Source organism: Streptomyces cinnabarinus, from assembly GCF_027270315.1.
GTDB classification, from domain to species: Bacteria; Actinomycetota; Actinomycetes; order Streptomycetales; family Streptomycetaceae; genus Streptomyces; species Streptomyces cinnabarinus.
Genome location: NZ_CP114413.1, coordinates 5268105 through 5288701 on the forward strand (window position 1 = coordinate 5268105; position 20597 = coordinate 5288701).

Annotated in this window: 20 protein-coding genes; 14 read left to right on the forward strand and 6 right to left on the reverse strand. The window is 69.9% G+C overall.

Annotated features, from left to right (window positions below; translation table 11 throughout):
* Positions 1-121: 121 nt before the first annotated feature.
* The gene (locus STRCI_RS23890) at positions 122-976 is read right to left on the reverse strand and encodes an SDR family oxidoreductase (RefSeq protein ID WP_269661015.1); all 855 of its coding nucleotides are present in this window, start codon (positions 974-976) and stop codon (positions 122-124) included.
* Positions 977-1064: 88 nt separating this feature from the next.
* Here STRCI_RS23890 and STRCI_RS23895 point away from each other — a divergent pair, with 88 nt between their 5' ends.
* On the forward strand, positions 1065-1463 hold the full coding sequence (locus tag STRCI_RS23895; RefSeq protein ID WP_269661016.1) for a winged helix-turn-helix transcriptional regulator: 399 nt from the start codon (positions 1065-1067) through the stop codon (positions 1461-1463).
* A gap of 90 nt (positions 1464-1553) precedes the next feature.
* On the opposite strand, the gene STRCI_RS23900 is transcribed toward STRCI_RS23895, so the two are convergent.
* The 5 genes from STRCI_RS23900 to STRCI_RS23920 all read right to left on the reverse strand — a co-directional run bounded on the left by STRCI_RS23900 (position 1554) and on the right by STRCI_RS23920 (position 8361).
* Positions 1554-2633 (reverse strand): 2-oxoacid:ferredoxin oxidoreductase subunit beta, encoded by a 1080-nt coding sequence (locus STRCI_RS23900; protein ID WP_269661017.1) that lies wholly within the window; start codon positions 2631-2633, stop codon positions 1554-1556.
* The gene (locus STRCI_RS23905; protein ID WP_269661018.1) at positions 2626-4554 is read right to left on the reverse strand and encodes a 2-oxoacid:acceptor oxidoreductase subunit alpha; all 1929 of its coding nucleotides are present in this window, start codon (positions 4552-4554) and stop codon (positions 2626-2628) included. Before STRCI_RS23905 ends, STRCI_RS23900 begins: the two co-directional genes overlap by 8 nt.
* Before the next feature lie 257 nt (positions 4555-4811).
* On the reverse strand, positions 4812-5471 hold the full coding sequence (locus STRCI_RS23910) for a response regulator transcription factor (RefSeq protein WP_336298851.1): 660 nt from the start codon (positions 5469-5471) through the stop codon (positions 4812-4814).
* 227 nt (positions 5472-5698) lie between these two features.
* Positions 5699-7027, reverse strand: coding sequence for a sensor histidine kinase (locus tag STRCI_RS23915; RefSeq protein ID WP_269661020.1), 1329 nt, complete (start codon positions 7025-7027; stop codon positions 5699-5701).
* A gap of 113 nt (positions 7028-7140) precedes the next feature.
* Positions 7141-8361 carry a sensor histidine kinase gene (locus tag STRCI_RS23920; RefSeq protein ID WP_269661021.1) on the reverse strand — a complete coding sequence of 407 codons (1221 nt, stop codon included), beginning with the start codon at positions 8359-8361 and terminating at the stop codon, positions 7141-7143.
* 191 nt (positions 8362-8552) lie between these two features.
* Between STRCI_RS23920 and STRCI_RS23925 the strand changes: the two genes are divergently transcribed.
* The 13 genes from STRCI_RS23925 (at position 8553) to STRCI_RS23985 (ending at position 20556) form a co-directional block, all read left to right on the forward strand.
* Positions 8553-8972: an NADH-quinone oxidoreductase subunit A gene (locus tag STRCI_RS23925; RefSeq protein ID WP_015658512.1), complete on the forward strand. Its 420-nt coding sequence runs from the start codon at positions 8553-8555 to the stop codon at positions 8970-8972.
* Positions 8963-9691 (forward strand): NADH-quinone oxidoreductase subunit B, encoded by a 729-nt coding sequence (locus tag STRCI_RS23930; RefSeq protein ID WP_269661022.1) that lies wholly within the window; start codon positions 8963-8965, stop codon positions 9689-9691. Before STRCI_RS23925 ends, STRCI_RS23930 begins: the two co-directional genes overlap by 10 nt.
* Positions 9688-10773, forward strand: coding sequence for an NADH-quinone oxidoreductase subunit C (locus tag STRCI_RS23935; protein WP_269661023.1), 1086 nt, complete (start codon positions 9688-9690; stop codon positions 10771-10773). The genes STRCI_RS23930 and STRCI_RS23935 overlap by 4 nt, the downstream gene beginning before the upstream one ends.
* Positions 10770-11738: a complex I subunit 1/NuoH family protein gene (locus STRCI_RS23940; RefSeq protein ID WP_269661024.1), complete on the forward strand. Its 969-nt coding sequence runs from the start codon at positions 10770-10772 to the stop codon at positions 11736-11738. The genes STRCI_RS23935 and STRCI_RS23940 overlap by 4 nt, the downstream gene beginning before the upstream one ends.
* A gap of 2 nt (positions 11739-11740) precedes the next feature.
* On the forward strand, positions 11741-12292 hold the full coding sequence (locus tag STRCI_RS23945; protein WP_269661025.1) for a NuoI/complex I 23 kDa subunit family protein: 552 nt from the start codon (positions 11741-11743) through the stop codon (positions 12290-12292).
* Complete coding sequence (locus STRCI_RS23950) at positions 12289-12885, forward strand: NADH-quinone oxidoreductase subunit J family protein (protein ID WP_269661026.1); 597 nt, start codon at positions 12289-12291, stop codon at positions 12883-12885. Before STRCI_RS23945 ends, STRCI_RS23950 begins: the two co-directional genes overlap by 4 nt.
* Positions 12885-13277 (forward strand): NADH-quinone oxidoreductase subunit NuoK, encoded by a 393-nt coding sequence (gene nuoK / locus STRCI_RS23955; RefSeq protein WP_269661027.1) that lies wholly within the window; start codon positions 12885-12887, stop codon positions 13275-13277. Before STRCI_RS23950 ends, nuoK begins: the two co-directional genes overlap by 1 nt.
* Positions 13274-15268, forward strand: coding sequence for an NADH-quinone oxidoreductase subunit 5 family protein (locus STRCI_RS23960; RefSeq protein WP_269661028.1), 1995 nt, complete (start codon positions 13274-13276; stop codon positions 15266-15268). The genes nuoK and STRCI_RS23960 overlap by 4 nt, the downstream gene beginning before the upstream one ends.
* Before the next feature lie 6 nt (positions 15269-15274).
* On the forward strand, positions 15275-16849 hold the full coding sequence (locus STRCI_RS23965) for a complex I subunit 4 family protein (protein WP_269661029.1): 1575 nt from the start codon (positions 15275-15277) through the stop codon (positions 16847-16849).
* Positions 16846-18369 carry an NADH-quinone oxidoreductase subunit N gene (locus STRCI_RS23970; protein ID WP_269661030.1) on the forward strand — a complete coding sequence of 508 codons (1524 nt, stop codon included), beginning with the start codon at positions 16846-16848 and terminating at the stop codon, positions 18367-18369. The genes STRCI_RS23965 and STRCI_RS23970 overlap by 4 nt, the downstream gene beginning before the upstream one ends.
* A gap of 183 nt (positions 18370-18552) precedes the next feature.
* Positions 18553-18963, forward strand: coding sequence for a hypothetical protein (locus tag STRCI_RS23975; RefSeq protein WP_269661031.1), 411 nt, complete (start codon positions 18553-18555; stop codon positions 18961-18963).
* 334 nt (positions 18964-19297) lie between these two features.
* The gene (gene htpX, locus STRCI_RS23980) at positions 19298-20161 is read left to right on the forward strand and encodes a zinc metalloprotease HtpX (RefSeq protein ID WP_269661032.1); all 864 of its coding nucleotides are present in this window, start codon (positions 19298-19300) and stop codon (positions 20159-20161) included.
* A complete protein-coding gene (locus STRCI_RS23985; protein ID WP_269661033.1) occupies positions 20158-20556 on the forward strand; it encodes a YccF domain-containing protein in 399 nt (132 codons plus the stop codon). The genes htpX and STRCI_RS23985 overlap by 4 nt, the downstream gene beginning before the upstream one ends.
* Positions 20557-20597: the final 41 nt, after the last annotated feature.

A 20597-nucleotide genomic window follows, 5' to 3' on the forward strand; every position in this document is an offset into this window, starting at 1 on the left:
CTCGGCTTCCCGCTCACGGGCCCTCCTTCTGGTCGTTCTCGCCTGGAAGAAGGTAGCGCCGATCACCCCCGGATGTCATGCCCGTATCGCCATACGGTCATGACATCCGGGACTGTGCTGGTCAGCCCTTGATCGCGGCGGTGATGGCCTCGGCGAACGGCGTGGTCGGACGGCCCGCGAGCCGGGACAGATCGCCGGAGGCGATGACCAGCTCGCCCTGCGCTATGGAGGCGTCGACACCGACGAGGATGTCGACGAAGTGCGCCGGCATCCCGGTGCCGCCGAGGATGCCCTTCATGGCCTCACCGGAGACGGAGTTGTACGCGATCTCCTTGCCGGTCTGCCGGCTCAGCTCCGCCGCGTACTCCGCGAGGCTCCACGCCTCGTCGCCCCCCAGCTCGTACGTCTTGTTCTCGTGCCCCTCGCCGGTCAGTACGGCGACGGCGGCCGCGGCGTAGTCGGCGCGCGAGGCGGAGGAGACGCGGCCCTCACCGGCGGCGGCCACGACGGCGTTGTGCTCCAGCACCGGGGCCAGGTTCTCGGTGTAGTTCTCGTGGTACCAGCCGTTGCGCAGCAGGACGTAGGGCACGCCGGAGCCGGTGAGCGCCTCCTCGGTGCCGCGGTGGTCGTCGGCGAGCGCGGCCTTCAGGCTGCCCGGTGCGCTGGTGTAGGCGAGCAGGGCGACACCGGCGGCCTTCGCGGCCCCGATGACCACCTGGTGCTGGGCGACCCGGCCCTTGTCGAACTCGTTGCCGGAGATCAGCAGCACCTTGTCGCCGGCGGCGAACAGTCCGTCGAAGGTCTCGGGGCTGTTGTAGTCGGCGACCGCGATCCGCACGCCCCGCTCGGCGAGGTCGGCCGCCTTCTCCGGGGTGCGGACGACGGCGGTGACCTGGTCGGCCGGGACCTTCCGGAGCAGCTGCTCCACGACGTGGCGGCCCAGGTGTCCGGTGGCTCCGGTGACGACGATGCTCATGTGGAAACTCCTCGTGGGGTGATCTGTCATCGACCCTAGGAGGAGTGCTAACTATTGGAAAGTACCCACTTTGAAGTAAGGTACTGCCATGGCGGTAAGTGCGACTGAGAAGGAATGGCAGGCCGACGGCGAGACGATGTGTCCGTACCGGCTGGTGCTGGAGCACGTCACCAGCCGCTGGGGCGTACTCGTCCTGATCAACCTCCTGGACCGCCCGCACCGATTCAGCGAGCTGCGGCGCGCGATCGGCGAGGTCCGGCCGGTCAGCGAGAAGATGCTCACCCAGACCCTCCAGACCCTGGAACGCGACGGCATGGTCCACCGCGACGCCAAGCCGGTCATCCCGCCCCGGGTCGACTACTCCCTCACCGCCCTCGGCCGCGAGGCGGCGGAACAGGTGCGGGGGCTCGCGGAGTGGACGAAGGTGCGGATGGGGGAGGTGCGGGAGGCCCGGGAGCGGTACGACGCGGACAAGGGGCGGGGCTGAGCGCCCCGCCGTGTGCCGGTCCGCGTCACCGTAGAAGGGCCTGGACGCGTGATCCGCGCCCAGGCCCGCACCGTACCGACCGACCTGCCGTCAGCCGACGACCGTCCAGGTGTCGCCGCCCGCCAGCAGCGCCGCCAGGTCGCCCTTGCCGTACTGCTCGATCGCCGTGTCCAGCTGGTCGCTCATCTGCGTGTCGTAGACCGGGCGTTCGACGCTGCGGAAGACGCCGATCGGCGTGTGGTGCAGGGTGTCGGGGTCCGCCAGGCGGGACAGCGCGAACGCCGTGGTCGGCGAGGCCGCGTGCGCATCGTGGACGAGGACCTCGGCCTCGTTCTCCGGCGTCACCGTGACGACCTTCAGATCACCCGTCACCCGGTCCCGCACCACACCCCGGGAGCCGTCGCTGCCGAAGCGGATCGGCTCGCCGTGCGCCAGCCGGATGACCGCTTCCTCGGCCTGCTGCCGGTCCTTGAGCACCTCGAAGGCGCCGTCGTTGAAGATGTTGCAGTTCTGGTAGATCTCCACCAGCGCCGTGCCGGGATGGGCGGCGGCCTGGCGCAGCACCTCGGTGAGGTGCTTGCGGTCGGAGTCCACGGTCCGCGCCACGAAGGACGCCTCCGCGCCGATCGCCAGCGACACCGGGTTGAACGGCGCGTCCAGCGAGCCCATCGGCGTCGACTTCGTGATCTTCCCGACCTCGCTGGTCGGGGAGTACTGGCCCTTGGTGAGGCCGTAGATCCGGTTGTTGAACAGCAGGATCTTGAGGTTCACGTTCCGGCGCAGGGCGTGGATCAGGTGGTTGCCGCCGATCGACAGCGCGTCACCGTCACCCGTGACGACCCACACGGACAGATCCCGCCTGCTGGATGCCAGACCCGTGGCGATGGCGGGAGCGCGGCCGTGGATGGAGTGCATGCCGTACGTGTTCATGTAGTACGGGAAGCGGGACGAGCAGCCGATGCCCGAGACGAACACGATGTTCTCGCGCGCCAGGCCGAGTTCGGGCATGAAGCCCTGTACCGCGGCAAGGATCGCGTAGTCACCGCAACCGGGGCACCAGCGCACCTCCTGATCGGACTTGAAGTCCTTCATGGACTGCCTGGCCTCGGCCTTGGGAACGAGCGAGAGTGCCTCGATCGTGCCCGTGCCTTCCCTGGACGTCTCAGCCATCGATGGCCTCCTTGAGAGCCGTTGCGAGCTGTTCGGCCTTGAACGGCATTCCGTTGACCTGGGTGTACGAGTGAGCGTCCACCAGGTACTTGGCCCGGATCAGCGTGGCGAGCTGACCGAGGTTCATCTCGGGGACGACGACCCGCTCGTAGCGCTTGAGGACGTCACCGAGGTTCTTCGGGAAGGGGTTGAGATGCCGCAGATGCGCCTGCGCGATCTGGAGCCCCGCGGTACGCAGCCGGCGCACGGCCGCGGTGATCGGGCCGTAGGTCGAACCCCAGCCCAGCACCAGGGTCCTGGCCTCGTGCGGGTCGTCGACCTCCAGGTCCGGCACGTCGATACCGTCGATCTTCGCCTGCCGCGTCCGCACCATGAAGTCGTGGTTCGCGGGCGCGTAGGAGATGTTGCCGGTGCCGTCCTCCTTCTCGATCCCGCCGATGCGGTGCTCAAGACCGGGAGTACCGGGGACCGCCCACGGCCGGGCGAGAGTCTGCGGGTCGCGCTTGTACGGCCAGAAGACCTCGCTGCCGTCCTCCAGCGTGTGGTTCGGGCCCTGTGCGAACTGCACCCGCAGGTCCGGGAGTTCGTCCAGCTCCGGGATCCGCCAGGGTTCCGAGCCGTTGGCCAGGTAGCCGTCCGAGAGCAGGAACACCGGGGTCCGGTACGTCAGGGCGATCCGCGCCGCTTCCACCGCCGCGTCGAAGCAGTCCGCCGGGGTGCAGGGCGCGATGACCGGCACCGGGGCCTCGCCGTTGCGGCCGAACATCGCCTGCAACAGGTCCGCTTGCTCCGTCTTCGTCGGCAGACCGGTCGACGGGCCGCCTCGTTGGATGTCCACCACCAGCAGCGGCAGCTCCAGCGAGACCGCCAGCCCGATCGTCTCCGACTTCAGCGCCACGCCGGGGCCGGACGTCGTCGTCACCGCCAGGGAACCCCCGAAAGCCGCCCCCAGCGCCGCCCCGATGCCCGCGATCTCGTCCTCGGCCTGGAACGTCCGCACACCGAAGTTCTTGTGCTTGCTCAGTTCGTGCAGGATGTCGGAGGCCGGAGTGATGGGGTAGGACCCCAGGAAGAGCGGCAGATCCGCCTGCCGGGAGGCCGCGACCAGCCCGTACGAGAGGGCCAGGTTCCCGGAGATGTTCCGGTAGGTGCCGACCGGGAACGCCTTCGACGCCGGCGCGACCTCGTAGGAGACCGCGAAGTCCTCAGTCGTCTCGCCGAAGTTCCAGCCCGCGCGGAACGCCGCGATGTTCGCCGCCGCGATCTCCGGCTTCTTCGCGAACTTCGACTTCAGGAACTTCTCCGTGCCCTCCGTCGGCCGGTGGTACATCCACGACAACAGGCCCAGCGCGAACATGTTCTTGCTGCGCTCGGCCTCTTTACGGGACAGGTCGAATTCTTTGAGGGCTTCCACCGTCAGGGTCGTCAGCGGCACCGGGTGCAGGTGGTAGCCGTCCAGCGAGCCGTCCTCCAGCGGCGAGGAGTCGTAGCCCACCTTCTGCATGGCACGTTTGGTGAACTCGTCGGTGTTGACGATGATCTCCGCGCCGCGCGGCAGATCGGCGACGTTCGCCTTCAGGGCCGCCGGGTTCATCGCGACCAGCACGTTCGGGGCATCGCCCGGAGTCAGGATGTCGTGGTCCGCGAAGTGCAACTGGAAGGACGAGACACCAGGGAGCGTCCCGGCGGGAGCGCGGATCTCGGCGGGGAAGTTCGGCAGCGTCGACAGGTCATTGCCGAACGACGCCGTCTCCGAGGTGAAACGGTCACCGGTGAGCTGCATACCGTCACCGGAGTCCCCCGCGAACCGGATGATCACCCGGTCCAGCCGACGCACGTCCTTCGCCGTCGCCGGATTGCGCTGCTCTCCCACTACTGCTTCGTCGGCCTGCTCCGCTGGGCTACTGACCTGGCTGGTCACTGAACTGGACCTCCCTAGAGGCGGCTGTCGGGGAGAGGCTGTCCCGCAGGCCCTCCCACAGGATCAACCCTACGTCCGCGAAGGTCGCCATCCCCGGGCCACTCGCATGATGGACGCCATTTTGAGACGCTTCGCCACCCTGACTTGTCATGATTTACACGCCCCCCGGCGCTTCTTTTGAAGACGCTCCCCGCTCGCTGTGTGGTTCTCCGGCCCGGCGACCGCCGCCGCGCATTATCTGACACGGTGTCAGGTCGTCATGAGTTCAGATAGGTCAGGACCGCCAGAACGCGACGGTGATCCCCGTCACTCGGGGACAGTCCGAGCTTCAGGAAGATATTGCTGACGTGCTTCTCCACGGCCCCGTCGCTGACCACCAGTTGCCGGGCGATGGCGGAGTTGGTCCGCCCTTCGGCCATCAGCCCCAGGACCTCCCGCTCCCGCGGGGTGAGCCCCGCTAGCACATCCTGCTTCCGGCTGCGCCCGAGCAGTTGCGCGACCACCTCCGGGTCGAGGGCCGTGCCCCCCTGGGCCACCCGCACCACCGCGTCCACGAACTCCCGCACCTCGGCCACCCGGTCCTTGAGCAGGTATCCGACCCCGCGACTGGATCCGGCCAGCAGTTCGGTGGCGTAGCGCTCCTCCACGTACTGTGACAGCACGAGCACACCGAGTCCCGGGTGTGCCTTGCGCAACTGCACGGCCGCCCGCACACCCTCGTCCGTATGGGTAGGCGGCATCCGTACATCCGCGACGACGACGTCCGGCAGCGCCCCCTGCGCGTCCAGCTCCGTAATGGTCTTGATCAGTGCTTCTCCGTCGCCGACGCCGGCGACCACATCGTGCCCGCGGTCGGTCAGCAACCGGGTCAGGCCCTCCCTGAGCAGCACTGAATCCTCGGCGATGACCACCCGCACCCTGTCCTCCACGACCTTCGGCCCCCCGAGCCATGTTGCGTCCGGCCGGTTCTCGCCCGGCCTCGTTCCACGGCCTCAGTATTCCGCGATACAGCGGATCGCGGCGGGGCCTGTGGACAACCTGGCCCGCTGTCTCTCGAGGAAGGGCGGGATTCGGACATGAGCCCGCCTCCGGGCGGGGGCCCCGGAGGCGGGCGTCAAGCGTCGCTTCGGTTGACTTGCCGGGGCTATACCGTCCGCCAGGGCAGTTCCGCGGTGATCCGGGTGGGCCCGCCGACCGGCGAGTCCACCACCAGGATCCCGTCCACCGCGTCCAGCCGTTCGGTGAGCCCGGCCAGGCCCGAGCCGACGGAGGTGTCGGCGCCACCGACGCCGTTGTCGACGACCTGGAGCATCAGCCGGTTCTCCACCCGCCAGACGTCCACGCCCGCCCAGGTGGCCCGCGAGTGCTTGCTGATGTTCTGGAGCAGCTCCGAGACGGTGAAGTAGGCGATGCCCTCGATCGCCGGCACCGGCCGCTGCGCCAGATCGACCTGGACCTCGACCGGCACCGTGCAACGCGAGGCCACCGCGGAGAGCGCCGCGTCCAGACCGCGGTCGGTCAGCACCGCCGGATGGATGCCCCGGGCCAGGTCGCGCAGCTCCTGAAGAGCGGTCTTCACCTCGCCGTGGGCGCTGTCCACCATGCGGGCCGCGGCCTGCGGGTCCTCCGCCAGCTTCTCCTTCGCCAGACCGAGATCCATGGCCAGCGCCACCAGCCGGGCCTGCGCCCCGTCGTGCAGATCCCGCTCGATGCGCCGCAGGTCGGCGGCGGCCGTGTCGACCACGACCCCGCGGTCCGACTCCAGCTCCACCACCCGCGTGGCCAGCCGCGACGGACCGAGCAGGCCATGCACCAGCAGCCGGTCCACCATCGTCAGCGCCCGCACGATCCACGGCGTCGCCAGCGTGAAGAGCAGCCCCACCAGCGCCGTCACACCGATCTCGAACGGGTTGTCGAGGTAGATGTGGTGCGTCTCGTCACCGTAGAGCTGGACACCGCCCTGTCCGCCGTACATCGGGAAGAGCCAGAACCACAGGGGGTACGTCAGCAGGGTCCAGCCGATGGCCCAGAAGTTCACCGCGACGACGAAGGAGAAGACCGCCCACGGCAGCTGCAGCACCCCGTACAGGAACGAGCGCCAGGAGGTGCCGCTCTTCAGGACGGCTCCCATCCACGCCATGAACCCGCGCTTGCGCATCCGCAGCGGCTCCGGGTCGGAGACCTCCAGATCCAGCAGCCCACGCGCGCGGGCCCGCTCCATGGCCCCGAAGCCCCGGCAGCCGGCCAGGCCCGCGGCCAGCACCGGGATGCCGAGGAACGTCACCAGCAGGCCGATGCCCAGGGAGACCATGGTGACCGCGTAGGTGAAGAGCAGAATGCTGATCGGCAGGCTCAGCAGGACATAACCCAGCTCCCGCCAGTGCCGCGCCTCGAACGGCGCCCGCAGCCCGGCGGGCAACCGGTGCTTGTCCGGGACATCGAGTCCGTAACCCTGCCCGTACTCCATGGCCATCGGCGTCGTCCGTTTCTGCTCGTGCGTCCGGGGTGTGTGCGCTACCTCCACACTCCTCGACCGCAGGTCCGCGGGCCATGGAGTCCGTCGGCGTCTTGAACGGGGGGTTTTCCCTACCCCTGCTCCGGAACCCGGTCACGCCACGGCAGCTCGGCCGTGACCGTGGTGGGCCCGCCCTGCGGGGAGTCGATGACGAACAGCCCGTCCACCGCGCCGAGCCGGTCGGCGAGCCCGCGCATCCCCGTGCCGCCGTCCAGCCGTGCGCCGCCGCGCCCGTCGTCCCACACCTGCAGCAGCAGCCGGTCCTCCGTCCGCCACACCTCGACCGAGGCCGTCCGGGCCGCGCTGTGCTTGCTGATGTTCTGGAGCAGCTCCGAGACGGTGAAATAGGCGATGCCCTCGATGGCCGCGGCCGGCCGCCCGTGCAGATCGACCGTCACCTTCACCGGAACCGTGCACCGCGAGGCCACCGAAGACAGCGCCGCGTCCAGCCCGCGGTCGGTCAGCACCGCCGGATGGATCCCACGGGCCAGATCCCGCAGCTCCTGAAGCGCCAGCTTCACCTCGCCGTGCGCCTCCGCGACCATCGCAGCCGCGTAGTCCGGATCCTCCAGCAGCTTCTCCTTGGCCAGACCGAGCCCCATCGCCAGCGCCACCAGCCGGGCCTGCGCACCGTCATGCAGATCCCGCTCGATCCGGCGCAGATCGGCGGCCGCCGTGTCGACCACCACGCCACGGTCGGACTCCAGTTCGGCGATCCGCCGCTCCAGCTCGTCCGAGGGCGACAGCAGCCCGCGCACCATCGCCCGGTCCGCGTTGGCCAGCCCCCGCGCGATGAACGGCAGCACCGGCCACAGCACGAACAGCGAGGTCAGCGTGATGGTGAAGGTGAGAATGCCCCAGGGCATCCGGATGAAGTCGTACAGCACCGTCCGCCAGCCCACCGGATCCTTCAGCAGTTGCCACAACTGCGCGAAGAAGCCGTCGCGGCCACCCCGCAGCCTGAGCGGGCTCGGCTCGTCCACCCGCACTCCGAGCAGCCAGCGGGCCCGCTTCCGCTCCAGCTTGCCCAACTGCCGCGCACCCATCAGCCCGGCCGCCAGCAACGGGAAGCCGACCACCGTCACCGTCAGCCCGGCCCCGACGAACAGCATCGTCACCACATAGACGAAGCCGAACAACGACATCGGAAAGTTCGCCAGAAGGTGCGCGATCTCCTTCCAGGTGTGCCGGTCGTAGGCGAAACGCGCCGGCGGCAGCGGCTCGGCCGCCTCCGCTCGGTCGGATCCGGTCGCTCTCGTGGCGCGGTTGGGGGACGGCTGGCGTTCGGTCATATGGGCTAGCGTGCCGGTCGAGCGGCGCTCGCGCCATGAGGCGGACCGCCGCGCTCCCCTGGGGAAAACCCCACCCGTGTACACGAAGCCGTGACAGGCTGCTTACGCTCGCTTTAGCAGGGCCTAGACTCCCGTGCGTACTAGATCGTCGAACGGCTGTGTTCACTGAGGTCAGGGAGCGAGGGACGGACGTGCCGGAAACGACCGTCGTCGTCGCGGCGGACAAGGGTGTCGTCGTCTCGGCGGAGTACTTCCAGTCCTACTCGGTCGTCGGACTGCTCGCCATCGTGGGCGTGCTGTTCGTCGCGGTGGCCTTCGGGGCCGGGCGCCTGCTGCGGCCCGTGGTCCCGACGCCCGAGAAACTTCTGACGTACGAGTGCGGAGTCGACCCGGTCGGCGAGGGCTGGGCCCACACCCAGGTCCGTTACTACGTCTACGCCTTTCTCTACGTGATCTTCGCGGTCGATTCGATCTTCCTGTTCCCCTGGGCGACGGTCTTCGCCGCCCCCGGCTACGGCGCCACCACCCTCGTCGAGATGTTCATCTTCCTCGGCTTCCTGGCCGTTGGTCTGCTGTACGCATACAAGAAGGGCGTCCTGGCATGGACGTGACCCCCTCCTCTTCCGAGCCCGTGCTGCTGCCGGAGCCGAAGCGGCTGGGCGCGCTGGCCCGCCTCGCGCCCGAGCCGATGAAGGTGGTCCTCAACTGGGGCCGCCGCTACTCGCTCTGGGTCTTCAACTTCGGGCTCGCCTGCTGTGCGATCGAGTTCATCGCGGCGTCGATGGCCCGCCACGACTTCATCCGCCTCGGTGTCATCCCCTTCGCACCGGGCCCGCGCCAGGCCGACCTGATGGTCGTCTCCGGCACGGTCACCGACAAGATGGCTCCCGCGGTGAAGCGCCTGTACGAGCAGATGCCCGAGCCGAAATACGTGATTTCCTTCGGCGCGTGCAGCAACTGCGGCGGCCCCTACTGGGACTCGTACTCGGTGACCAAGGGCGTCGACCAGATCATCCCGGTCGATGTCTACGTACCGGGCTGCCCGCCCCGCCCCGAGGCTCTTCTCCAAGGGATCCTGAAACTTCAGGAGAAGATCGCCCGTGAGTCGCTGAGTGAGCGGTACGGAGTGGCACGTCCTTCGGCGGCGGCTTTGCAGAGTGGGTTGGTTTCGGCTCCGGCGGTGGGCTCTGCTTCGATCAACGGATCGGCCGGGGGCGCGAGTTCCCGGCAGGCTGAGGAATCTGGATCGGGATCCGAATCGGGTTCGGGATCCGATGCGGGATCTGGTTCGGCTTCGGGATCGGGATCGGGATCGGGGGAGGAGAGATGAGCACGGTCGGCTGGCTGCCCGCCCCCGTCGAAGAACTCTTCGGTCCGGAGGCCACCGCCGAGGAGTCCTACGAGGTCCTGACCGTCGACGTCCCGTCGGCGTCCTGGACCTCTGCGCTTCGTACGGCACGTGACGAGCTGGGCTGCACCTACTTCGACTGGCTCAGCGCGGTCGACGAACCCGGCACGGGCTTCCGGGTCGCCGCCCACGTGGCCGCCCTCGCCCCGGTACGCCGACTGCTGCTCCGCACGACGGTGCCGCACGAGTCCGCCGTACTGGAGTCCGCGATCACGGTCTACGCGGGCGCCGCCTGGCACGAACGCGAGACGCACGAGATGTTCGGCGTCACCTTCGAAGGCCACCCGGCGCTGGACCACCTCCTCCTCCCGGAGACCTTCGAGGGCCACCCCCTGCGCAAGGACTTCGTCCTCGCCTCCCGGGTCGCCAAGGCGTGGCCCGGCGCGAAGGAGCCGGGCGAGTCCGAACACGGCGGCCCCAAGCGCCGCCAGATGCTTCCCCCCGGCGTCCCCGACCCCAACGAGTGGGGCCCCCTGAAGGGCCAGCTCCCCCCTGCCCCGGCCCGCCCGGCGCGAGGAGCGGGCCGAGCGGCGGGCGAGCGCCCGGCACGCGGCGCGGCCGCCGGTGCCGGTGCCGGTGCCACGGGGGAGCGTCCGGCGCGGCGCACCCGGTCCGCCTCGGAAGGCTCGGCGAGCCAGGCCGCGACGGCGGCCGGTAGGGCGACTCCTCCGGCGGCGACTCCTCCGTCGACGGCCCCTTCGGCGGAGGGCACCCCTACGGCGGAGGGCGCCCCTGCGGCAACCCCGCCCCGCCGCTCCCGCACCGCGGGCGAGGGCTCAGCCTCCCAGCGCACCCAGCCCCCGGCGGCCGAGGACACACCCTCCTCGCCGCCCAGGACCCCGCGCAGCTCGGACGCCCCGTGGCACCACGCACGCCCGGCCTTCGAGGAGGAAGCGGCACCGGCAGAAGCTTCCGAGGCCACGCCGGAATCCGCGCCTGAAGCCACCCCCGGACACGAAGCCACCGAAGACCCGGACGACAACCCCACAGGAGGCCCGCGGTGAACGACGCGCTCGACGTCACCCTGCGACTCCTCGTCGTCTTCGTCGTCTTCCTCACCTTCCCCCTGCTCATCGGCCAGACCGAGCACAAGGTGATGGCGCACATGCAGGGCCGCCTCGGCCCCATGTACGCCGGCGGCTTCCACGGCTGGGCCCAACTCGTCGCCGACGGCGTGAAGTTCGCGCAGAAGGAGGACGTGGTCCCGGCCGGCGCGGACCGCCGTATCTTCCAGCTCGCCCCCGCCGTAGCCCTGCTGCCGTACCTCCTCGTCCTCCTCGCCATCCCGATCGGCCCCGGAGAGGGCGCCGTCGGCGAGGTCATCGACGCGGGTGTCTTCTTCGTACTGGCCGTCATGGGCGTGGGCGTCCTCGGCGCGCTGATGGCCGGCTGGGCCTCCGCGAACAAGTTCTCTCTCCTCGGCGGCCTGCGCACCGCCGCCCAGCTCCTCGCCTACGAGCTCCCCATGCTCCTCACCGCCGCCTCCGTCGCCATGGCGGCCGGCACGGTCTCGCTGCCCGGCATCGTCGCCGCGTTCGAGTGGTGGTGGCTGCCCTGGCAGATCGTCGGCGCGATCGTCTTCTTCGTGGCGGGCCTCGCCGAACTCCAGCGACCGCCCTTCGACATGCCGGTCGCCGACTCGGAGATCATCTTCGGCGCGTACACCGAGTACACGGGTCTGCGTTTCGCGCTCTTCCTCCTCGCCGAGTACGCCGGAATCGTCGTCCTGTGCGGTCTGACCACCGTCCTCTTCCTCGGCGGCTGGCACGGACCGTGGGGTGCGGACGGGCTCGGCTGGGTCTGGACCCTGCTGAAGACCGCCGTCCTCGCCTTCGTCGTGATCTGGCTCCGCGTCACCTACCCCCGCTTGCGCGAGGACCAGCTCCAGAAGCTCTCCTGGACCCTCCTCGTCCCCCTCGCCCTCGCCCAGATCGCCCTCACGGGCATCGTCAAGGTGGTGATCGAGTAACCATGGCCCCCATTCCTGGCAGCGGCCTCGCCAAGGGCCTGGCCGTCACCCTCCGCACCATGACGCGCAAGTCGGTCACCAAGCAGTACCCTGACGTCCAGCCCGCCCTCCCGCCCCGCACCCGCGGCGTGATCGGCCTGTTCGAGGAGAACTGCACGGTCTGCATGCTCTGCGCCCGTGAGTGCCCCGACTGGTGCATCTACATCGACTCCCACAAGGAGACGATCCCGGCGGCGGCCCCCGGCGGCCGCGAACGCAGCCGTAACGTCCTGGACCGCTTCGCCATCGACTTCTCCCTGTGCATGTACTGCGGTATCTGCATCGAGGTCTGTCCTTTCGACGCCCTGTTCTGGTCCCCGGAGTTCGAGTACGCCGAGACCGACATCCACGAGCTCACCCACGAGCGCGACAAGCTCCGCGAGTGGATGTGGACGGTCCCGGCGCCGCCCGCCCTGGACCCCGCCGCGGAGGAGCCCAAGGAGATCGTCGCGGCCCGCAAGACGGCGGAGAAGCTCGCCGCCGCTCAGTCCGAGCCCCAGGAGGGAGAGTCGTGAACCTCGCCGCGGACAGCCATGGCTTCCTCTCCCCGACCGGCGTCGAGATCACCTTCCTCCTCGTCGGCCTGTTCACCTTCGGCGCGGCCCTGGTCACCGTCACCACCCGGCAGCTGGTGCACGCGGCCCTGTGGCTCGTGGTCACCCTCGGCGGCATCGCCGTCGAGTACCTCCTGCTCACCGCCGAGTTCATCGCCTGGGTGCAGGTCCTCATCTACGTCGGTTCCGTCGTCGTCCTCCTCCTGTTCGGCCTGATGCTCACCCGCGCCCCCATCGGCCGCTCCCCGGACGCCGACTCCGGCAACCGCTGGGTCGCCCTCGCAGTGGCCGTCGTCGCCGCGGCCGCCCTGATCTGGGTGGTCGTCGACGCCTTCCGCACCACCTGGATCGACCTCGACGGCGCCCCCGCGGGATCCACCGAGGTCACCGGCGAGGCCCTCTTCCAGAACTGGGTCCTCCCCTTCGAAGCCCTCTCCGTCCTCCTCCTCGCCGCTCTCGTGGGCGCGATCGTCTTGTCCCGCAAGGCGAAGGCCGACACCACGCCCGCGACCCGCGGAGGAGCCGCCCAGGCTGACAAGGAAGGCGCCCGCTGATGCACCTCGCCTATCCCGCCGTGCTCTCCGCTCTCCTGTTCTGCACGGGCCTGTACGGCGTCCTCGCCCGCCGCAACGCGATCCTGGTCCTGATGTCGGTCGAGCTGATGCTCAACGCCGTCAACCTGAACCTGGTCGCCTTCGACGTCTGGCTCAGCCGGGCCGCCGAGGAGACCCTGCACTCCGGCCAGGCGCTGACCCTGTTCACCATCGCCATCGCCGCAGCCGAGATCGGGATCGGCCTGGCGATCGTCCTCGCCGTCCACCGCAACCGCGGCACCGCGGACATCGATAAGCTCCGGGACACCGCCGAGGGCCACGAGAGCGACACCCCCGACGGCGAGGCGCCGGCCGGTCGGCCAACCGACGAGAAGGCTGAGGCCACCGCGTGACCACGACCACCCTCGCCGTCCTCGTCCCCCTCCTTCCGTTCCTGGGCGCCGCCACCGGCCTGCTCCTGGGCCGCACCGCCCCCGGCTACGTCCGCCCGCTCGCCGTCCTGCCGACACTCACCTCGCTCGTCCTCGCCGTACTGGTCGCCGTCGACCAGGGCGGCGGCCGGGCCGTGAACGCCGCCACCGAGCTCACCCCCACCGGCTCCGTACCGATCGAACTCGCCCTGCACATCGACGGCTTCGCCGCCCTCGTCGCCGTCCTGGTCGGCCTCGTCGCCTCCTGCGTGCAGATCTACTCGACCGGCTACCTGCGCGAGGACCCGCGCTACCCCTCGTACGCCGCCCTCGTCTCCCTGTTCACCTCCGCGATGCTGCTCGTCGTCTACTCCGGCGACCTGATGGTGCTGCTGGTCGGCTGGGAGATCATGGGCATCTGCTCGTACTTCCTGGTGGGCCACTACTGGGAGACCCCGGAGGCCCGCGCCGCCTCCCTCAAGGCCTTCCTGGTCACCAAGCTCGGTGACGTCCCCTTCCTCATCGGTCTGTTCGCGCTGGCCACCGACGCCGGCTCGTTCAGCATCACGAAGATCCTCGGCACCGTCGCGAGCGGCGGCCTCGACCACCCGACGCTGATCGCGCTGCTGCTGCTCGCGGGCGTGGCCGGAAAGTCGGCGCAGTTCCCGCTGCACACCTGGCTCCCCGACGCGATGGCGGGCCCGACCCCCGTCTCCGCGCTGATCCACGCCGCGACGATGGTCGCCGCCGGTGTCTACTTCGTCGCCCGGCTCCTCCCGGTCTTCGAGGCCTCCCAGGCCGCGATGGTCGTCCTCGCCGCCATGGCCGCCGTCACGATGCTCGGCTCCGGCCTCGCCGCCCTCGCCCAGGACGACATCAAGCGCGTCCTCGCCTACTCGACGATCGGCCAGCTCGGCTACATGACCGGCGCCCTCGCCGTCGCCGACCGCGGTGCCGCCGTCTTCCACCTCCTGTCCCACGGCGCTTTCAAGGCGCTGCTGTTCCTCGCGGCAGGCGTGATCATCCACGCCGCCGGCACCAACTCCCTGGCCGCCATGTCCCGCATGCGGAACCTGCGCGACCGGGTCCCGGACGCCTACTGGACGATGACCGTGGCGCTCCTCGCGCTCGCCGCGATCCCGCCCTTCAGCGGCTTCTTCTCCAAGGAGTCCGTCCTCGGCGCCGCCGAGCACGTCTCCACCGGCCACACCGAGCACGCCCCCGCCGCCGCGGGCTGGATCGTCCTCCTCGCCGCCCTGCTCACGGCCCTGCTGACCGCCGCCTACGCGATGCGCCTGTGGCTGCTGGCCTTCCGCGGCCACGGAGCCGAGGCCCCGGACCACGGACGCCAGCCGCTCACCATGACGCTGGTGCTGTGGGTGCTGGCCGTGCCGTCACTCGCCTTCGGCGGCTTCGCCTACGGCACGCTGCCCGACTGGTTCGACGGCCAGGACCTCGCCCCGACCCTGACCACCTCGGTGCTCGGCACCGGCATGGCCCTGGTCGGCGGCATCGTCACCTACGCGGCCTGGCGCCACACCACCGCGCTCGCGGCCCGAGTACCGCTGGGCGCGGTCGCGGCCCACCCGGAGGGCGACGCCGGACTGGTCGAGGCCGAGGCCATCGCGAGCCACGCACCGGCCTACGGAGACGTCGCCTCGGCACCCGACCCGGCGGACCCGGGCCGTCTGCTGCTCGGCCCGCTGCACCGCCACGCGGCCGTCGGCTTCCACCTGGACGCCGTGTACTCGACCCTCTTCGTCCGTCCGGTCCAGGCCGGCGCGAGTCTTGTCCGGTTCCTCGACCGAGAGGTCGTCGACACCTACGTCCGTGCGGCGGGCGCCCTGCCTCGCTGGCTCGGCGTCGCCGTACGGCGGGCCCAGACCGGAAACGTGCAGACCTATGTGAGCGCGCTGCTCGCCGGAACCGTCGTCCTGGCGGTCGCCGCCGTCCTCGTCGCCACGGGAGCGTGAGCAGGCGTGATCGATATCAACGAGTCCGTGATGCAGTTTCTTCTGGCGTTGATCGTCGTCGGCCCGCTCCTCGGTGCCGTCGCCGCTCTCCTGCCCGCCCCGCCCGGACTGAAGGGGAAGTCACCCCAACAGGCCGTGCTGCGGCACGGCGTCACGGTCACCGGCGTGATCCTCATCGCCGCGATCGTCCTCGCGCTCGGCTTCGACCACGACCAGCCGTCGAGGATGCAGGCCACGACCGACATCAGCTGGATCCCCGCACTCGACGTGCGCATCCATCTGGGCATCGACGGCATCTCCCTCCCCCTTCTGGTCCTGACCGCGCTGCTGAGCTTCCTCTGCGCGCTCTACTCGTACTTCAAGATGCCCGCGGGGCCGACCCCGAAGGCCTTCGTCGCACTGCTGCTCGTCCTGGAGTCCGGCACCCTCGCCACCTTCGCCGTCCTCGACCTGCTGCTGTTCTTCCTCGCCTTCGAGATGGTCCTGATCCCGATGTACTTCCTCATCGCCCGCTGGGGCGGCGAGGGGCGGACGCAGGCCGCCTGGAAGTTCATCCTCTACACGCTGCTCGGTTCGGTCGTCATGCTGCTCGGCCTGCTCCTGATCGGGATCAAGGCGGGCACTTTCGACATGGTGGCACTCGCCACTGACAACGGCCGGTCACTGACCGCATCCGTGCAGGTCATCGCCGTTCTGGCGATCGGTCTCGGGCTCGCCGTCAAGACCCCGATGTGGCCGCTGCACAGCTGGCTGCCGGACGCCCACACCGCCGCCCCCACCGTCGGCTCGGTGCTGCTGGCCGGCGTCCTGCTGAAGATGGGTACGTACGGGTTCGTCCGGATCCTCCTCCCCATCACCCCCGACGGCTTCGCGGACTTCGCGCCCTACCTCGCCGCCTTCGCCGTGGTCGGCATCATCTACGGATCCCTGGCCTGCCTGGCCCTCGCCAAGCAGGGCGCGAAGGGCGACCTCAAGCGCCTCATCGCCTACTCCTCCGTCGGCCACATGGGCTTCGTCCTGCTCGGCATCGCGACCATGACCCCGACCGGCGTGAACGGCGCGCTGTTCGCCAACATCGCCCACGGCCTGATCACCGGCCTGCTCTTCTTCCTGGTCGGCGCGCTGAAAGACCGCACCGGCACGACCGACCTCGACACCCTCGCCGAGGAGACGGGAGCGGCGCTGTACGGCAAGGCCCCGCGCCTCGGCGGACTGCTCGCCTTCGCCGCGGTGGCCTCGCTGGGCCTGCCCGGGCTCGCCGGGTTCTGGGGCGAGATGCTCGCCCTGTTCGGCGCCTTCGAACCCGCCGAGCAGCTCAGCCGCCCGGCGTTCCTCACCTTCATGGCGATCGGCGTGTTCGGCACCCTGCTCACCGCCGCCTACCTGCTGATCGTGGTCCGCCGGGTCTGCATGGGCGCCGTACCGCGGCAGGGCCCGAAACTCGCCGACGTGCAGATGTACGAATTCGCGGCCTGGACCCCGCTCGTCGCCCTCACCGTCGTCGCCGGACTGTGGCCGAAAACCCTCCTCGGCCTGACCGACCCGGCCGTGCAGCAGCTTCTCGCAGGAGGCACCCGATGAGCTCCCTGGCCCAGCCGCTGGCCGCGTCCGTCGTCCAGGACGTCGACTGGCTCGCCATCGCGCCGCCCACCCTCACGGCGGTCGTCGGACTCGTCGTCCTGGTCGCCGACCTCTTCGTCGCGGAGCACCGGAAGGCGCTGCTCGGCTGGACGTCGGTCGCGGGCCTCGCCGCGGCGACGCTGCTCCTGCTGCCCCTCCTGGACGGCGACCGCTCCACCTTCTGCCTGACCGGCGCCCCCGACATCTGCAGCTACACAGCCGACCGCTTCACGCTCGTCCTGCAGCTCCTGGTCCTCGGCGGCGCCCTCCTGGCCGCCCTCCTGTCGGTCACCGCCCTCAAGGACGAGAACAAGAGACTCCCCGAAGGGGAGTTCTGGTTCCTGCTGCTCTCCTCCGCCGCGGGCGCCGCCCTGCTGCCCGCCTCCCGCGACCTCGCGACCCTCATCGTCGCCCTGGAAGTCGCCTCGCTGCCCGCCTTCGCCCTGGTCGGCCTGCGGCACGGCGACCGCAAGTCCTCCGAGGCCGCCCTGAAGTTCTTCCTGTCCTCGGTCACCGCGACCGCGGTCAGCCTGATGGGCATCAGCTTCGTGTACGCCTCCACCGGCACCCTGTACCTCACCCAGATCGCGGACCGCATCCAGAACGTCGACGGACAGCTGGACACCCTCGCCCAGACCGGTGTCGTCCTCACCCTCGTCGGCTTCGCCTTCAAGACGGCCGCCGTCCCCTTCCACTTCTGGGTCCCGGACACCTATGTGGGAGCCCCGCTCCCCATCGCCGCCTACCTCTCGGTCGTCGGCAAGGCCGTCGGCTTCTCCGGCCTGATCCTCGTCACGGTCATCGCCCTGCCGTCGTACGCCGACGTCTGGGGCCCGGCGCTGGCCGCCCTGGCCGCCCTGACCATGACCGTCGGCAACGTCGGCGCCCTGCGCCAGCAGCCCACGCGCGCGTACAGCGCGGTACGGCTGCTCGCCTGGTCCTCGGTCGGCCAGGCCGGCTACCTCCTCGTACCGATCGCCGCCGCCGCGTACTCCGACGACCCGGAGCGCTCCATCGGCTCCACGCTCGCGTACGCCCTCATGTACGGCGCCGTGAACCTCGGCGCCTTCGCCGTGGCCGCCCTGGTGGGCCGTACGCACGCCCTCAACCGCCTCACCGACTACCGGGGCCTGTACGCCAAGAACCCGCTCTCCGCGCTCGTCCTGGCCTTCTTCCTGCTCTGCCTCGCCGGACTGCCGCCGGGCATCATCGGCCTCTTCGCGAAGGTCACCGTCTTCTCGGCGGCCGTGGACGCGGGGCTCGGCTGGCTGGCCGTCGTCATGGCTGTCAACGTGGTGATCGCGCTGTTCTACTACCTCCAGTGGACGGCCCTGCTCTTCCGCGCCCCCGAGGGCGAGCCCGTACGGCACCGGGGCCCCGCGCCCGTCACGGCCGCCATCGCCGTCACCGCCGTCCTGGGTGTCGCCCTGTCCGGAGCCCCCCAGCTGGTCCTGCGCTTCGCCGACACAAGCCTGTTCTGAGCCTGCGCCAAGGCCGCAGCCACCGCAGGCGCAAGCGGCGTACAACGACACCGCGTTCCAGAGCGTCACGATCAATGAGGGCAAGCCCATCGTGGTGGGCGGCAAGGGACCATCGACGCGAAGCTCGTCGTCTACGGCCAGCCCTTCTTCCTGGAGGGCGAGACCGGCCACAACATGAGCTGCGTGCAGACCACGTCGACCGTGAGCACCTGCACCGGAACCGCACGCAAGGACGGCACGCTCACCGTCACCGGGCAGCTCACTCGCCCGGACTGGCAGTCGCGGGACGTGGACGGTACGGCGATCCCCGTCGGGTACGCGGGGCAGTCGGTGCGGCTCCAGCTCAAGAAGTCCGGCGCCACCTCCTACAGCACCGTGAAGACGGCCACCACCGACGCTGACGGCAAGCTGCGCACGACCGTCAAGGCGACGGCTTCCGGCGCCTGGCGCTGGGTGTTCTCCCAGAACAGCACCTCCGCGGCCGCCGTCTCCACGGGCGACGGCATCACCCTGCTGAAGGTGTCGAAGCGGACGGCGGACGCGCCCCCTGAGCCTCGATCAAGACCGTCACCACGGACTCGGCCGGATATCTGACGACGACCACCATCGCGAACGCCGCGGGCTACTGGCGCTGGTCCTACGCGTGCAGCACGACGGTCGCCTCCGTGGACGCGACCGGAGACGGCGTCGCCCTGAAGTAGCGGCCCCGACGAGAAGGGGGACGGGAACGGCACCCGCCCCCTCCGTGACACGGCGCCGCCCTCACCCGTACGGCCCACCCGTACGGCCGCGTGCACCAGGGAACCCCAGACCCTCGCCTGGCGTTGACCAGTACGGGAGGGTCCACTGGACGTGTCAGCACGACACCAGTGGCATCGGAGATCGATCAGCGAAGGGTTCCCCTGCCGCACCACTTGGAGGGCGTACCGTGCACCGCCGGCACAACGGGCTCAGGACCGCAGTACTCCTCGGGGGGCTGTCCGCACTCATCATCGTCATCGGCAGCTTCTTCGGCCGCATGGGGCTCGTCGTCGCTGTCGTCATCGCCCTGGGCACCAACGCGTACGCGTACTGGAACAGCGACAAACTCGCGCTCCGCGCGATGCGCGCCCGCCCGGTCAGCGAGTTCGAGGCCCCGGCGCTGTACCGCATGGTCCGTGAGCTCTCCACCCAGGCCCGCCAGCCCATGCCGCGTCTGTACATCTCCCCGACGGAGGCCCCCAACGCCTTCGCCACCGGCCGTAACCCGCGCAACGCCGCCGTGTGCTGCACCGAGGGCATCCTGCGCCTGCTCGACGAGCGCGAGCTGCGGGGCGTCATCGGCCACGAGCTCAGCCATGTCTACAACCGGGACATATTGATCTCGTCGGTGGCCGGCGCCCTCGCCTCCGTGATCATGTTCCTGGTCAACTTCGCCTGGCTGATCCCGATCGGCCGCTCCGACGACGATGACGGCCCCGGCCTGCTCGGCATGCTCCTCATCATGATCCTCGGCCCGCTCGCCGCCAGCGTCATCCAGCTGGCGATCAGCCGTTCCAGGGAGTACGAGGCGGACGCCTCCGGCGCCCAGCTCACCGGCGACCCGCTCGCCCTCGCCAGCGCCCTGCGCAAGCTCGAATCGGGCACCAAGCAGCTTCCGTTGCCTCCTGAGCCCCGGATCGAGACGGCGAGCCACATGATGATCGCGAACCCCTTCCGGCCCGGACAGGGGCTGTCCAAGATGTTCTCGACACACCCGCCGATGGCCGAGCGAATCGCCCGGCTCGAGAAGATGGCAGGTCCCCACCAGTGAAGACAATCCTGAACGTCATCTGGCTCGTCCTCAGCGGCTTCTGGCTGTTCCTGGCCTACCTGGTCGCGGGCCTGCTGCTGTGCATCACGATCATCGGGATCCCGTTCGGCATCGCCGCATTCCGAATCGGCGTCTACGCCCTGTGGCCCTTCGGGTACACCACGGTCGAACGGCGGGACGCGGGCGCGCCCTCCTGTATCGGCAACGTCCTGTGGCTGGTCCTGGCGGGCTGGTGGCTGGCCCTCGGCCATATCGCCACCGGCCTCCTCCTGTGCGTCACGATCATCGGCATCCCGCTCGGCATCGCGAACTTCAAGCTGATCCCGGTGTCGCTGCTGCCGCTGGGCCGCGAAATCGTGCGGACGGACCAGGCGTTCGCGGCGACACGCTGGTAGACGACCGGCTCCCGGGTTTTCCACAGCCCGGAGTTGTCCAC

Excerpts from the sequence above, each read along its gene's own strand:
- STRCI_RS23900 (WP_269661017.1), bottom strand. The coding sequence starts at position 2,633 with ATGGCTGAGACGTCCAGGGAAGGCACGGGCACGATCGAGGCACTCTCG.
- STRCI_RS23915 (WP_269661020.1), bottom strand. The coding sequence starts at position 7,027 with ATGGCCATGGAGTACGGGCAGGGTTACGGACTCGATGTCCCGGACAAG.
- STRCI_RS23970 (WP_269661030.1), top strand. The coding sequence starts at position 16,846 with ATGAGCTCCCTGGCCCAGCCGCTGGCCGCGTCCGTCGTCCAGGACGTC.
- STRCI_RS23935 (WP_269661023.1), top strand. The coding sequence starts at position 9,688 with ATGAGCACGGTCGGCTGGCTGCCCGCCCCCGTCGAAGAACTCTTCGGT.
- STRCI_RS23930 (WP_269661022.1), top strand. The coding sequence starts at position 8,963 with ATGGACGTGACCCCCTCCTCTTCCGAGCCCGTGCTGCTGCCGGAGCCG.
- STRCI_RS23890 (WP_269661015.1), bottom strand. The coding sequence starts at position 976 with ATGAGCATCGTCGTCACCGGAGCCACCGGACACCTGGGCCGCCACGTC.
- STRCI_RS23945 (WP_269661025.1), top strand. The coding sequence starts at position 11,741 with ATGGCCCCCATTCCTGGCAGCGGCCTCGCCAAGGGCCTGGCCGTCACC.
- STRCI_RS23920 (WP_269661021.1), bottom strand. The coding sequence starts at position 8,361 with ATGACCGAACGCCAGCCGTCCCCCAACCGCGCCACGAGAGCGACCGGA.
- STRCI_RS23895 (WP_269661016.1), top strand. The coding sequence starts at position 1,065 with ATGGCGGTAAGTGCGACTGAGAAGGAATGGCAGGCCGACGGCGAGACG.
- nuoK (WP_269661027.1), top strand. The coding sequence starts at position 12,885 with ATGCACCTCGCCTATCCCGCCGTGCTCTCCGCTCTCCTGTTCTGCACG.